Origin of the sequence: Chishuiella changwenlii (assembly GCF_900142565.1) — a bacterium.
GTDB lineage: Bacteria > Bacteroidota > Bacteroidia > Flavobacteriales > Weeksellaceae > Empedobacter > Empedobacter changwenlii.
Genome location: NZ_FRBH01000006.1, coordinates 36,826 through 50,635 on the forward strand (window position 1 = coordinate 36,826; position 13,810 = coordinate 50,635).

11 protein-coding genes are annotated in these 13,810 nt (G+C 29.9%); 5 read left to right on the top strand and 6 right to left on the bottom strand.

Translation table 11 applies throughout. From position 1 onward, the window contains the following. Window positions 1-25: 25 nt before the first annotated feature. A complete protein-coding gene (priA, locus tag BUA86_RS08045; RefSeq protein ID WP_244891554.1) occupies window positions 26-2,551 on the bottom strand; it encodes a replication restart helicase PriA in 2,526 nt (841 codons plus the stop codon). A 93-nt stretch (window positions 2,552-2,644) separates the two neighbouring features. Here priA and BUA86_RS08050 point away from each other — a divergent pair, with 93 nt between their 5' ends. After that, a complete protein-coding gene (locus tag BUA86_RS08050; protein WP_072931554.1) occupies window positions 2,645-2,941 on the top strand; it encodes a cupin domain-containing protein in 297 nt (98 codons plus the stop codon). An 81-nt stretch (window positions 2,942-3,022) separates the two neighbouring features. Here BUA86_RS08050 and BUA86_RS08055 read toward each other — a convergent pair whose 3' ends face one another. Both BUA86_RS08055 and BUA86_RS08060 read right to left on the bottom strand, forming a co-directional pair. Then, window positions 3,023-3,772 carry a DeoR/GlpR family DNA-binding transcription regulator gene (locus BUA86_RS08055; RefSeq protein ID WP_072931556.1) on the bottom strand — a complete coding sequence of 250 codons (750 nt, stop codon included), beginning with the start codon at window positions 3,770-3,772 and terminating at the stop codon, window positions 3,023-3,025. A 3-nt stretch (window positions 3,773-3,775) separates the two neighbouring features. After that, entirely contained in the window at window positions 3,776-4,954 is a 1,179-nt protein-coding gene (locus BUA86_RS08060; protein ID WP_072931558.1) for an MFS transporter, read from the bottom strand. Between the two features lie 77 nt (window positions 4,955-5,031). On the opposite strand from BUA86_RS08060, the gene BUA86_RS08065 reads away from it, so the two are divergent. Next, window positions 5,032-5,424, top strand: a complete 393-nt coding sequence (locus tag BUA86_RS08065) for a VOC family protein (RefSeq protein WP_072931560.1) — start codon at window positions 5,032-5,034, stop codon at window positions 5,422-5,424. Window positions 5,425-5,437: 13 nt separating this feature from the next. Continuing rightward, window positions 5,438-6,376, top strand: coding sequence for an SDR family NAD(P)-dependent oxidoreductase (locus BUA86_RS08070; protein WP_072931562.1), 939 nt, complete (start codon window positions 5,438-5,440; stop codon window positions 6,374-6,376). A gap of 55 nt (window positions 6,377-6,431) precedes the next feature. Here BUA86_RS08070 and BUA86_RS08075 read toward each other — a convergent pair whose 3' ends face one another. Together BUA86_RS08075 and BUA86_RS08080 are read right to left on the bottom strand one after the other, a co-directional pair. Next, complete coding sequence (locus BUA86_RS08075; protein ID WP_072931564.1) at window positions 6,432-7,604, bottom strand: proline dehydrogenase family protein; 1,173 nt, start codon at window positions 7,602-7,604, stop codon at window positions 6,432-6,434. A gap of 135 nt (window positions 7,605-7,739) precedes the next feature. Beyond that, on the bottom strand, window positions 7,740-7,988 hold the full coding sequence (locus BUA86_RS08080; protein ID WP_072931566.1) for a type B 50S ribosomal protein L31: 249 nt from the start codon (window positions 7,986-7,988) through the stop codon (window positions 7,740-7,742). Between the two features lie 314 nt (window positions 7,989-8,302). Between BUA86_RS08080 and BUA86_RS08085 the strand changes: the two genes are divergently transcribed. After that, complete coding sequence (locus BUA86_RS08085) at window positions 8,303-9,676, top strand: hypothetical protein (protein ID WP_072931568.1); 1,374 nt, start codon at window positions 8,303-8,305, stop codon at window positions 9,674-9,676. 34 nt (window positions 9,677-9,710) lie between these two features. Here BUA86_RS08085 and BUA86_RS08090 read toward each other — a convergent pair whose 3' ends face one another. Further along, a complete protein-coding gene (locus tag BUA86_RS08090) occupies window positions 9,711-10,862 on the bottom strand; it encodes a sensor histidine kinase (RefSeq protein ID WP_072931570.1) in 1,152 nt (383 codons plus the stop codon). 158 nt (window positions 10,863-11,020) lie between these two features. Here BUA86_RS08090 and BUA86_RS08095 point away from each other — a divergent pair, with 158 nt between their 5' ends. Further along, window positions 11,021-13,807: a 2-oxoglutarate dehydrogenase E1 component gene (locus BUA86_RS08095; RefSeq protein WP_072931572.1), complete on the top strand. Its 2,787-nt coding sequence runs from the start codon at window positions 11,021-11,023 to the stop codon at window positions 13,805-13,807. The last annotated feature ends 3 nt before the right edge of the window (window positions 13,808-13,810 follow it).

Genomic DNA, 13,810 nt, shown 5'->3' on the forward strand with positions numbered 1-13,810 from the left:
TTTAATTTTTATTGAATATATAAACTTATACTGGATCTACATCTACATCTATTCTAACTGAACGAAATGCAGCGATTGTATGCAACTGATTAATTTTTGCTCGAATTAAATCTTTCACTTTTTGAGGTGATTGATTAGGACGAATTTTTATCATAACATCTGTTATATACAAATTATTAATTCGACCAATTGATGGAGCTTCTGGACCTAATAAACAACGAGCATCAAAATTAGATTTTAATAAAATAACCAATTGCTCAGCAGTTTTATCTAATCGTTCTTTGTTTTTATGTTTAAAACGAAGCTTTATTAATCTAGAATAAGGAGGATATAAAAACTCTTTTCGTTCGTATAAAATATCCTTCATTGTTGGCGCATAGCTGTACGTTGTAACATTCTGTAAAATTTGATGTTCGGGCTGAAAAGATTGTATTAATACCTTTCCTTGCTCATCTCTTCTTCCTGCTCTTCCTGCAACTTGTGTTAACAATTGAAAAGCTTTTTCATGCGCTCTAAAATCAGGAAAATTAAGCAAAGAATCTGCACGTATAACTCCAACAAAATTTACGTTACCAAAATCAAAACCTTTGGTAATCATTTGTGTTCCAATTAAGATATCAATTTCTTTATTTTCGAAATCTTCTATTAATTTTTCATAAGCAAATTTCCCTCGCATAGCATCTACATCCATTCTTCTAACTTTTGCTTCTGGAAAAATGGTCTGTATCTGTTGTTCTATTTGTTCTGTTCCAATTCCTTTTGTATTTAACTCATGCGAGCCACAACTTACACAACGTAATGGTTTAGCTTGTGCATAACCACAATAATGACATTTTAATTGGTTAGAGAATTTATGGTAGGTTAAACTAACATCACAATTTGGACATTCTGGAGTATGCCCACATGATTTACATTCCATAATAGGAGCATAACCACGACGATTCTGAAATAGAATAACTTGCTTTTTATGGTTCAGTTGTTCAAAAATTTCATCTCGTAAAGTATGCGAAATATCTTCGGTTATTTCTTTCTCTTTTTGCGCTTTCTTTAAATCGATTAAATTAATTTCTGGTAATTTAATTTGTCCAAAACGTTCATTTAATTCGATGTAACCATATTTACCATTTTTTGCATTATAGTAGCTTTCTGCAGAAGGAGTAGCAGAACCCAACAAGGTTTTGGCATTCATCATTCCACCCAATAACATTGCCATATCGCGTGCGTGGAAAAATGGTTTTATATCCATTTGTTTGTAAGAAGATTCATGTTCTTCGTCTACAATAACAAGTCCTAAATTATCAAAAGGTAAAAAAAGAGCAGTGCGTGGACCAATGATAATATCAAAATCACCATTTAAGGTTTTTTGCCAAAGTTCTACACGTTCGTTCTGATTAAATTTAGAATGATACACTCCAACTTTATCTCCGAAATGTTTTTTTATTCGATGAACAATTTGTGTGGTAACCGAAATTTCGGGTAACAAATACAATACTTTATTACGTTTTGCGATAACCTGTTCTATTAATTTTAAATAGATTTCTGTTTTTCCACTAGATGTTACACCATGAAGTAAAACAGTTGATTTTGTTTTAAACTCTTCTTTTATTTGATTAAAAGCTTCAGTTTGTTTTAAAGTTAACTGTGAAATTTCTGTAATATCTTTTTCCTCATTTTCTACACGAGAAGTTTGATTTTGATAAATCTCTACAGCTCCTTTTTCGGCTAAACTTTTAATGACAGCATTTGTAGCTCCTTGTTTTACAAAATCAGCAACTTTTAATAATTTATCTTGTAATTGAGTTTCTAAAGTAATTAATTGTAATAATGCTTCACGTTGTTTTGGAGCTTTACTCAACTGATTTAGGACTTCCATAAATTGCTGCTCATTCCCTTTTAAATCGGGATGTAATCGAACATAATTATCAATTTTTGGCGTATATTTTTCGCTTAGTTTTTCATCTAACCTAATAATTCCTTTATCAATTAATAGTTTTAATGTTGGAATTGCAGATTTATCATCTACAATTAAAGCTGCTTCTTCTACCGAAATAATCTCACGTAATTTTAAAGCCTCAAAAACTAAGAATTCGTAATCGTTTAATTCTTCTATTGTTTCGTAATTAGGATTAATTAAACGAACAAAAGTTTGCGACTCTAATTTTAAAGCAGAAGGAAAAGCATTTCGGAAAACATCTCCCAAAGAACAAACGTAGTAATTGGCTATCCATTCCCAAAAATTAATCTGCGTTTGTGTTACCAATGGTTCATCATCTAAAAAAGCATGAATAGCTTTTGTTTTATATAATTCGGGTTTGTTTTGATGAATAGAATGTACAATTCCCGTGTATAGTTTTTGCGTTCCGAAAGGAACAGAAACACGTTGTCCAATTTTTATCTGCTGTAAATCTGTTTCAGAAAGATGATACGTAAACGTTCCATCTAACGAAAGAGGTAAAATAATTTCAGCAAAATAAGTCGTATTCATTTTATTGTATTGAGCTAGCAAGTTAAGAAAAGCAACGCTTGTATTCAAACTTAAATAATTTAACATTGATATTTTTCTATTCAGATAAATATGGATAAATTATTGTATTGTAAAAATTGATTAAGAGTTAAATTTTTTCATTCCACAAAAATTAGAATTATGTTACATACCATTTTAGATAATATAGAATTTAAGGACAAACCAATCGTGAAAATTTTATTTAGAAATAAAGATACTCGCGTTGTGGTTGTAGGATTAAAGAAAGGATTAAAAATGATTGATCATCAATTACCTGCGCAAGCAAGAATAATTATGATAAAAGGTTCAATCCATTTAGACTCGAAAATAGAAGAAGTAGATTTAAATGAATTTGATGAATACATAATCCCTCCAAAGGTTATTCATCAAGTTACAGCAGAAGAAGATTCTATGATTTTTATAATATTAGATTTTTAATAATAATAAAAGCCGTCACTAATTTTGTAACGGCTTTTATACTTCAAATAAAGAATGATTGCTTTTAGTAAAGTTTTTATTTTATACAATTTGTATATCTAAACCTCTAAAGTCATTCAATTGTTCATCATTACTAGGAAGATTAGTAATAATTGTATCTATATGTTCTATATCACATGCTTTAAATGTTTCCTTTGATCTTAGTTTATTCTCATCCGCTAAAGCAATTACTTTTTTAGAGCATTTTACCATAATTCGTTTAACTTCCGCATCTTCTTTATAAATGGCAGTTACACCTTCTTGATGATTAAGAGCGCATGTCCCTAAAAAATATAAATCTGCGATATAGTTATTTACTTCTAAACACGTACCAGCACCAGCAGTAACCGCAGGATCTTTATAATATTTACCACCTAAAATAATGAGCTCGATATGAGGGAAATCTACAATTATTGGAATTAATTTAGGATTGTTAGTAATAACTCGAATGTTTGTGTCTTTTGCCAAGTTGTTGACTATTGCACAAATAGTTGTACCACCATCCATAAAAATTGTCATTCCATTTTTAATAAACTGTTGCGCTTTTAATGCTATAACATCTTTTTCTTTTGTAGAAATAGATTCTCTTTCTTGAAATGATAATGGATCTTTACTTCTTAATAATGCACCTCCTCTTACTTTCGTTAAAAGCCCATTTTTATGTAAATAATCAATATCTCTCCTAACAGTATCTTCGGAAACATCTAAAACCGATGTAAATCCTTGATAAGTTACATTACCTTCTAATTCTAATTTTTTTAATATTATTTCAAAACGCTCTTCCTTTAGCATGTTTTATTTTTTTAAACTGTAAATTATTGCCACCAAAAGCATAAGCCCTGCAATAGTTATAAATGCAATCTCCATCGTATAAAGATGTGCTATAAAACCTAATAATGCTGGTCCTACAAGTTGACCTGCATAGCCCATTGTTGTTATAGCTGGAATTGAAATGTTTGGCGATATTCCTGAGATACGACCGCCTTCACTAAAAAATATAGGAACAATATTAGATGCTCCAATACCTAGTAATACAAATCCAATTAAAACAAGAGGAATATAAAAAGAAAAAACCATAAAAAATAATCCTATAATAGATAGAATGCTTCCTCCAATAACAATTATTTTAGAGTTTAATTTTTCGACTAGCTTATCTCCTAATAATCTCATTATTGCCATAGAAATAGAGAAAAAAGCATAACCAATTCCTGCAAACTCAACAGCTACACTCTTTGTGTTTTTAAGAAAAAGAGCACTCCAATCTAGCATTGCTCCCTCTGAAAGAAATACTGTAAAACACATAAATCCTAATAACAATACTGTTTTATTTAACCATTGGAAGCTTTTTGAATTATTGTTTTCTTCTTTTTCAGTTTTCTCTATAAATCGATTAATCGTATCTTTTTCAAATTGATAATCAAATAGATTTTTATATTGACTTATAATTAATATTATTAAAGTAATAGAAATTACAATTGCTGATAACAGAGGAGATAACCCCATTTTAATTAACAAACCCAATCCCAAAGAACCTATTATTCCTCCAACACTAAATAGACCATGAAGCGAAGACATAATTTGCTTTTCAAAAGTATTTTGTACTTGTATACCATGCGAATTCATCGCTACATCAACAGTTCCTACACCGCAACCAAAAACAAATAAAGTGAGAAGTATTCCATAATACGAAGGTGTAATTAATAAAACAGGTAATGTTATTGCTATTACAATTGTCCCTATTGCTATAATTTTTCTACTGCCAAATCTATTTATTAAATACCCAGAAATAGGCATCATAATAAGTGCTCCTAGTCCTAACATTAGTAATACAACACCTAAATTAGCTTCATTCAGATTTAGATTATTTTTTACAATCGGTACCATTGGTGCCCAACTAGATAATCCTAATCCACAGACTAAAAAAATTAGTTGTGTTGCTATTTTCGCTTTTTTTATTTTTTTTAAAGAATTCATAAAAATTTTATTCGTATTTACATGTTGCAAATTAATGCAAATTTGCATTAATTTGCAACATGTAAAATGTATTATTTATGAGAATAGAACATATAGCGATATGGGTGAGCGATTTAGAGTTGATGAAAAATTTTTATGAAACCTATTTTGAGATGTCTAGTGGAAAAAAATATATGAATATTGCAAAGCATTTTCAATCATATTTTTTAAGTTTTAATGGTCTAAATAAAACTAGGATAGAGCTGATGCATAAACCAGATCTATTTTTGAATGAATTTAAGAGAGATATGTTACAAGGTTTTGCACATATAGCAATTTCTGTAGGGAGTAAAGAAAAAGTAGATGACTTAACGAATAAATTAAGAAATGATGGTTATACAGTAATTGGTGAGCCAAGAACTACTGGAGATGGTTATTATGAAAGTATTGTTGAAGATCCTGAAAGAAATTGGATTGAGATAACTGAATAAAATTATTGTAATTATGAAAAATTCATCTATTCTACAAAAACCTTTAGATACAAAGTTTAATTACTTATCTCATCTTAATGACATAACAAATGGAATTAATTTAAAAGAAAAGACAGTAATAATAACTGGAGGATGTAAAGGAAGAGGATTGGAAGTTGCAAAAACATTAGCACAATTAGAAGCGAATGTAATTGTTACAACTCCAAATTTGGAACAAGCAAAAATGAACTTGATAGATTTTCCAAATATTCAGATTGAAGAAGTTGATTTAACAAACTTAAAAAATATAGAAGCTTTTTCAGATGATTTTTTACAGACAGATTCATCATTGGATTTACTTATAAATAATGAAGAAATAAGTTTATATAATTATTATAAAGACGATTATGGAGACGAATTGCATTTGTCTCATAATTATTTAGGACATTTTCATCTTACACTAAGATTATGGACAGTATTAAAAGAGAGTGTAGGAGCTAGGATTATAAATTTATCTTCCTATCAACATAAATTTAGTATGTTCAATTTTAGTGATCCAAATTATCATTATAAAGATTTTAATGATGTAGAAGCTTATGCACAATCCAAAACAGCAATGAATTTATTTACAATAGCTTTAGATGAATTAGGTAAGAAACATAACATAAGAAGTTTTGCTGTAAATCCTTACATTCTTGTAGATAGAAATAATATAGAATTATCTCCAAAAAAAGTTATAGTAGAAGAATTTTTAACAATAATATGGTGTGCAACAAATTCTATGTTAGATAATATTGGAGGATTGTATTGTGAAAATGTAAATATAGCTCCTTTAGATTTAGATGATACACTTAATAATTATAATACATTTTCTACTGGAGTTAAAAGGTATTCTCTTGATCAAGTAACTGCTCAAAAACTTTGGCAATTAAGTGAAGAGCTAACAGGAATCTCTTTAGAAATAGATTTTTAATCATAAAAAAACCACTCAAATAGGAGTGGTTTTATATTTTATTAAGAAATCTTAATTATTTAGATTTTTTACGACGTTCTAATTCTTTTTCAATCAAAGATAATTCGCGACCTGTTTGTCCAGCAACAGAAGTGTTTTCTTGTGCACGACGCATTAAGTAAGGCATTACTTCTTTTATAGGACCGTAAGGTAAATATTTAGCAATATTATATCCTAAATGAGCTAAATTAAAAGAAATATTATCACTCATTCCGAATAATTGACCAAACCAGAAATTTGGATTATTTTTCGCTATTCCGTGCTCATTCATTAATTTAATTAACAGTTCAGAACTTTCTTCATTATGTGTTCCTGCAAATAAACCAAAACGATTATGATTAGCAGTAATAAACTCTAAAGTAGCATTGTAATCTCTGTCCGATGCTTCTTTGTTTGGTTGTATAGGAGAAGGGTAACCTTGTACTTGCGCACGAGCACGTTCTTTTTCCATATAAGCACCACGTACTATTTTGTAACCTAAGTAGTAATTTTCACGTTCAGCTTTCGCAAACATTTCTTTTAAGTAGGCAAAACGATCATGACGGTATATTTGTAATGTATTCCAAATCAACGCACGTTTTGTGTTGAATTTTACCATCATTTCATCTGTTAAATCATCAGCAGCATCTTGCATCCAAGTTTCTTCTGCATCAATCATGATATTAACATCTAAATCATATCCTTTCTGACAAACGGCTTCGAAACGTTGGCGAACGTTACTCCAAGCTTTTTCCTCTTCAGGAGTTAAAGTTTGTTTTTTTCCGACCTTTTCAAATAAATCAATTTTTCCGAATGCAGTTGGTTTAAAAACAACAAAAGGAATAGAAGGATTGTCTTTTGCTACATCTACTAAATGTAAAATAACATTTCGTACTTCATCAAATTGTTTTTCCTCTGTTAATCCCTCTATAGAATAATCTAAGATAGAACTTACATGATATTTAAATAATTTGTTTGCAACAAGAACACTTTCTTCTGGAGTTTCTCCTCCAACAAATTGTTTATATATTGTTTCGCGTATTGCAGTTTTTACAAATGGTAAATCTACAGCGAAAGGTAATTTAAAAAAGCTTGTTCCAAAGCTTGTTAAAGTAGGGCTTCCTATTAATTTATATAAATAATATGCCTTCTTTAAATCTTTATCCGATTTAGATTCGAATGCAAATTGAGTATTGTCGAATAATGACATACGATGATATTTTTTTAGCGATACAAATTTAAACTTAAAACCGAATTAAACGCAAAAAACCTGTAAGAATTTCTTACAGGTTTTCTATATATTTTATGATAAAAAATAACGAAATAATATTCGCTAATTATTTTATTATCCTTTTTTAGCGTATTTAGTTCTAAATTTATCGATACGACCAGCTGTATCAACTAATTTAGATTTTCCTGTGTAGAATGGGTGAGAAGAAGAAGAAATCTCCATTTTGATTAATGGGTATTCTACTCCGTCAATTTCTAAAGTGTCTTTAGTATCTGCACAAGACTTAGTAATAAATACTTCTTCGTTAGACATATCTTTAAATGCTACTAAACGATAATTTGTTGGGTGGATATCTTTTTTCATTTCTTTAAAATCTTCTTGTTAATTCTATTGGAGTGCAAAGATAATATTATTTATAGAAATTTACAATCAAAAAATGATAATATTATTCTAAATTAATACGTTAAGCAAATTTAATTTCGAGTGTAATGGGCTTCTTAAAATTAAATCTGCACTTCTTGTACACAATTTTTTCGTGTGCAAAGATAAACATTTTACTTATTTACACAACTATTTTTAGAAGTTTCTATCTATAAAAATCAAAACGGTATATTTGTATTTAAGAACAATAAAAGCTTTTAAATATTGTTTGTTGTTATATTGAAGCATTATTTAGCATGAATGTAAAGACATTTATTTTTGGATTAGGTATAGTATCGTTGGTAGGATTTCATTCTTGTAGAGAAGATTTTGATTATGATCCTATTTCTTCTGAGTTAAGTTTTAACCGAGATACAGTTTCTGTAGATACGGTTTATAATTTCTCAAAATCGGAGACTTATGTACTAAAAGTTTATAATCCAGAAAATGATAATAGAGTAATTCCTAAAATATATTTATCACGAGGAGAACAATCTTTTTTCAACATCAATGTAGATGGGAAATCGGGAACAAGTTTTGAAAATGTTCCGATTCGTAAAAAAGATAGTTTATTTATTTTTGTTGAGGTTTCTGCAAAAGAAGCACCAGCTAATCCATTATACGATGATGAAATTACGTTTGAAACAACAAATTCTACAAAGAAAATTAAACTATTATCTTGGATAGAAAAGGCTAAAATCCATCCTAAAGATGCAACAATTACCTCTGAAAATTGGAATGCTAACGAAGCACAAGTTATTGATGGAAATTTAACGGTTACAAGTAATTTAACAATTGATAAAGGATCAAAGGTATATTTTAAGAAAGGAGCAAGCTTAACAATTGCATCTAATGCTAAATTAACTGTAAATGGAGCTTTAAATGAAGAAGTAAAATTCCGTTCTGCTCGTCATGATAATAAATATGATTCGATACCAGATCAATGGCAAAAAATTGAATTGGCTCCTAATAGTACTTCAACAATTAACTATGCAAAAGTAATTGGAGCAAATACAGGTTTACATGTAAATCATGCACAATTAGAAATTAGCAACTCTAAAATAGTGAATAATCAATCGTATGGAATTTTAGCAACTAATGCGACAATTAAAGGATACAATTTAGTAATGAATAATAGTAATTTATCAACTTTAGCAATAGAAGGAGGAGGTTCTTACGAATTTTATCATTCTACTTTTGCTAACTACTTTAATTTAGGAACTGGAGCTGGACCAGCTCGTTCTTTATATTTGAGTAATGTTGATGAAGATAAAAATACATTTCCTTTAGTAAAAGCAACTTTTGGTAACTGTATTTTCTATAACCAAAGAACACCAAATGCAATTGTTTTTGATAGAGCAGAAGGTGCAAGCTTTAACTATTTATTTGATACAAATATTATTCATAATACAGATATCTCTACGTTAGATGTATCAACAGCGCCTAATTTTATGGGTTCTATAAAACTGGATCCTATTTTTACAAACCCAGCTTATAATGCAAATAAACTGGCTGTAAAGGAAGATTCTCCTGCTAAGAATGCTGGAAAATTAGTTTATGCACAAAACTATCCGTTAGATTATAATGGAAATCCTAGAACAACAGCACCAACAATAGGTGCATATCAATAAACTAAAAATGCTTAGAATTATCTAAGCATTTTTTTTATTTTCTAAGTAAAATTTTAAATTCAGTTCCAGTTTCTTTAGTGGATTTAGCAACAAATATTTTTCCATTGTGATATTCTTCTATAATCCTTTTTGCCAAAGACAAACCTAATCCCCAACCACGTTTTTTTGTTGTAAAACCTGGTTCAAATATTTTCTTTTGTAATTTAGATGGGATTCCAGAACCAGTATCTTTTATAGAAATCTCTACGTACTTATTTTGTGTATAAATTATAATATCTAGTACACCTTTATTTTGCATAGCATCAGCTGCATTTTTCATCAGGTTTTCAATCACCCAACTATAAAGTGATTCGTTTAATTTTATATTAAACTCTTCTACATCTGTCTTAAAATTAACTTCAATTCCTTTTGAAATACGTTGCGAGATATAATTTACCGTTTGCTGAGTTGTACCAACAATGTTATTTTTAGTAAGCTCTGATCTTGATCCAATTTTAGAAAAACGATTTGCGATATGATTCAGACGATCAACATCTTTTTCGATTTCATCAACAGTTGTCGGATCAATATTTTCTAACTTTAACAATTCTACCCAACCCATTAAAGAAGATAAGGGTGTACCAATTTGATGAGCCGTTTCTTTTGCCATACCAGCCCATAAGAAACTTTTTTCTGTTTCTCTTACAGTTTTAAAATACCAGTAAGTAAATCCGAAAAAGGAAATAATTAAAAGGATAATAATAAAAGGATAATATCGTAATTGATTAAGTAATTTAGAGTTTTTGAAATAAACATAATTTTTACTTCCGATTAATTCGACCTCAATTATCTGATCAGATTTTTTCATTTCATTAACAAAGTGTTTCAATCGAGCAGAATCTTCCGTAATCGATCGATCTATGTTTTTTGTATCAGAAATATTACCTTTTTCATCAACTAAAGCGACAGGAATTGTTTTATTATCTTCGATCAATTTAAACAGAAAATCTTGTGTTTTTGAGTCTAAAAAATCACTTGAAGTTATTAATTCTAAAGACTTTGCGTAATTTTCGACACGTTGATGCTCTTCTTTTTTAAACTCTTGGACAATTTTGTTACTTGACCAAATTGTTATAACAAAAAAAATAAAAATAATAAAAAACCCAATCCATCTGTTGTTTAGCCCTTTTGTTATAAAGTTTTGCATCTAAATGTTTAAATCGTTCATAAATATTTATCAAATGTAATAATTATTTGACTATAATATATTTTTATGGCTACATAAGATAAATATGATAAAAGTAATTTTTTTTAAAACCTTAAATAGTTTAGTTTTGTAACTAAATCTCATAGAGAGTAAAATTTATGGATCGTTTTTCGTTTTTAAATGCCGCTCATTTAGAGTTTATAGGCGACTTATATGATCAATACATCCAATATCCGGATAGTATTGAACCGAGTTGGAAAGCTTTTTTCCAAGGATATGACTTTGCAAATGCAACATATGATGGAGAGCCATTATTTGCACCAGCAGCTCAAACAGTAAACAAAGGTAGCCAAACAGCACAAGCAGTTGTAAATCCAACTGTTGTCTCTCAGGTTCCTGATAATGTACAGAAAGAGTTTAAAGTAATCAATTTAATTGATGCTTATCGTAATCGTGGACATTTGTTTACTAAAACTAACCCAGTTAGAGAGCGTAGAATTTTTGAACCTTCTTTAGACATCAAGAACTTTGGTTTATCTGATGCTGATTTAGATTTAACATTCAATGCTGGAGAAATTTTAGGTATTGGTGGGCCAATCACTTTACGTGAAATCATTGGACACTTAGATAACATGTACTGCCAATCTATTGGTATTGAGTATATGTATGTTAGAGACCCTCAAAAAATTGGTTGGATTCAAAACTGGTTAAACCAAAATTTAAATCAACCAAAATTATCAAAAGAGGAAAAAGAACGTGTGTTAGAAAAGTTGAACGAAGCAACTGCTTTCGAAAACTTTATGCATACTAAATATGTAGGACAAAAACGTTTTTCTGTAGAAGGAAACGAATCTTTAATTCCTGCATTAGATACTTTAATCAACAAATCTGCTGAGCATGGAGTTGAAGAAGTTATCGTTGGTATGGCGCACAGAGGACGTCTTAACGTTTTAGCTAATATTTTTGGAAAATCTTATTCTCAAATCTTTTCTGAATTCGAAGGAAAAGCTTTTGATACAGACTTAGTTGCTGGTGATGTTAAATATCACATGGGATCTTCTAATACAATCAAAGCTCATAACGGGAAAGATATCTTAATTAATTTAGCACCAAATCCATCTCACTTAGAAACTGTAGATGCAGTTGTAGAAGGTATTGCTCGTGCTAAAGCAGAAGAAGATTATAACGAAGATTATTCTAAAATTATTCCAATTCTTATTCATGGTGATGCAGCTGTTGCTGGACAAGGTATTGTTTACGAAGTTGTGCAAATGGCAGGATTGGATGGATATAAAACAGGTGGAACAGTACACGTAGTTGTAAACAATCAAGTTGGTTTTACAACGAACTATTTAGATGCACGTACATCAACTTATTGTACAGATGTAGCTAAAGTAACATTGTCTCCTGTAATGCACGTAAATTCTGATGATGTTGAAGCGGTTGTTCACGCATTCCGTTTTGCAGCAGATTACCGTGCAGAATTTGGATCTGATATTTTTATAGATTTATTAGGATACCGTAAATACGGACATAACGAAGGTGATGAGCCTAAATTTACGCAACCTAAATTATACAATATTATAGCTAAGCACCCAAATCCACGTGAAATTTACAAAGAAAAATTGTTAAAAGAAGGTGTAATTGGCGAGGAAATTGTTAAGCAGAAAGAAGCTGAGTTTAAAGCATTATTAGAAACTAATTTTGAAGCATCAAAAGAAATAGAACGTAACCGTATCTTTCCTTTTATGCCAGAAGAATGGGAAGGTTTTGAAATTGCTAGAGATACAGAGGTTTTTGAAGCAGCAAATACAGCTTACGATATTGAAAAATTAAAAGAAATAGCAAAAACTATTTCAACTGTTCCAGAAGGTAAAAAATTAATCAAGAAAGTTTCTCGTTTGATAGAAGGACGTGGAAAAATGATTGACGAAGATAAAATCGACTGGGGATTAGGTGAAGCTTTAGCTTTTGGATCTATCTTAACAGATGGTAGAAATGTTCGTGTATCTGGAGAAGATGTAGAACGTGGAACTTTCTCTCATCGTCATGCAGTTGTAAAAACTGAAGACACAGAAGAAGAAATTATTTTATTAAACAATATTAATGATGAGCAAGGTAAATTAAGAATTTACAACTCATTATTATCTGAGTATGCAGTATTAGGTTTTGACTATGGATATGCAATGGCAAATCCTAAAGCCTTAACTATTTGGGAAGCTCAATTTGGTGATTTCGTAAATGGAGCACAAATTGTTATCGACCAATATATCTCTGCTGCAGAAGACAAATGGAGATTACAAAACGGATTAGTGATGTTATTGCCTCATGGTTACGAAGGTCAAGGAGCAGAGCATTCATCAGCACGTTTAGAGCGTTTCTTACAAATGTGTGCAAGTAATAATATGTTTATCGCAAACATTACAACTCCTGCAAACTTCTTCCATTTATTAAGAAGACAGGTTGTTACAAATTACAGAAAACCATTAGTAGTAATGTCTCCAAAATCATTATTACGTCATCCATTAGCAGTATCTAAATTAGAAGATTTCTCAACAGGAACATTCCAAGAAATTATAGATGATGCTACTGTAGATGCTAAAAAAGTGAAGAAAGTAGTTTTCTGTTCAGGAAAAATCTTCTACGATTTAGATAAAAAACGTCAAGAGTTAGGTGATCAAGAAACAGCAATTATTCGTTTAGAGCAATTATATCCTTTAAATGAAAAGAAAGTTGAAGAGATCATTTCTCAATACGGTAAAGCTAAATTAATTTGGGCACAAGAAGAGCCAGAAAACATGGGAGCTTGGACATATATCTTACGTAAATTAAGAAAATATCCATTCGACGTGGTTTCTCCATCAGAAAGTGCTGCTACAGCTCCAGGTTCTAGTAAACGTTGGGCTGCAATTTTCGAAGAGGTAATTAATAAAGTATTCAATTAAAAG

What these genes read in the sequence shown, in the direction of transcription:
- priA (WP_244891554.1), bottom strand. Translation starts at nt 2,551, where the DNA reads ATGTTAAATTATTTAAGTTTGAATACAAGCGTTGCTTTTCTTAACTTG.
- BUA86_RS08050 (WP_072931554.1), top strand. Translation starts at nt 2,645, where the DNA reads ATGTTACATACCATTTTAGATAATATAGAATTTAAGGACAAACCAATC.
- BUA86_RS08055 (WP_072931556.1), bottom strand. Translation starts at nt 3,772, where the DNA reads ATGCTAAAGGAAGAGCGTTTTGAAATAATATTAAAAAAATTAGAATTA.
- BUA86_RS08060 (WP_072931558.1), bottom strand. Translation starts at nt 4,954, where the DNA reads ATGAATTCTTTAAAAAAAATAAAAAAAGCGAAAATAGCAACACAACTA.
- BUA86_RS08065 (WP_072931560.1), top strand. Translation starts at nt 5,032, where the DNA reads ATGAGAATAGAACATATAGCGATATGGGTGAGCGATTTAGAGTTGATG.
- BUA86_RS08070 (WP_072931562.1), top strand. Translation starts at nt 5,438, where the DNA reads ATGAAAAATTCATCTATTCTACAAAAACCTTTAGATACAAAGTTTAAT.
- BUA86_RS08075 (WP_072931564.1), bottom strand. Translation starts at nt 7,604, where the DNA reads ATGTCATTATTCGACAATACTCAATTTGCATTCGAATCTAAATCGGAT.
- BUA86_RS08080 (WP_072931566.1), bottom strand. Translation starts at nt 7,988, where the DNA reads ATGAAAAAAGATATCCACCCAACAAATTATCGTTTAGTAGCATTTAAA.
- BUA86_RS08085 (WP_072931568.1), top strand. Translation starts at nt 8,303, where the DNA reads ATGAATGTAAAGACATTTATTTTTGGATTAGGTATAGTATCGTTGGTA.
- BUA86_RS08090 (WP_072931570.1), bottom strand. Translation starts at nt 10,862, where the DNA reads ATGCAAAACTTTATAACAAAAGGGCTAAACAACAGATGGATTGGGTTT.
- BUA86_RS08095 (WP_072931572.1), top strand. Translation starts at nt 11,021, where the DNA reads ATGGATCGTTTTTCGTTTTTAAATGCCGCTCATTTAGAGTTTATAGGC.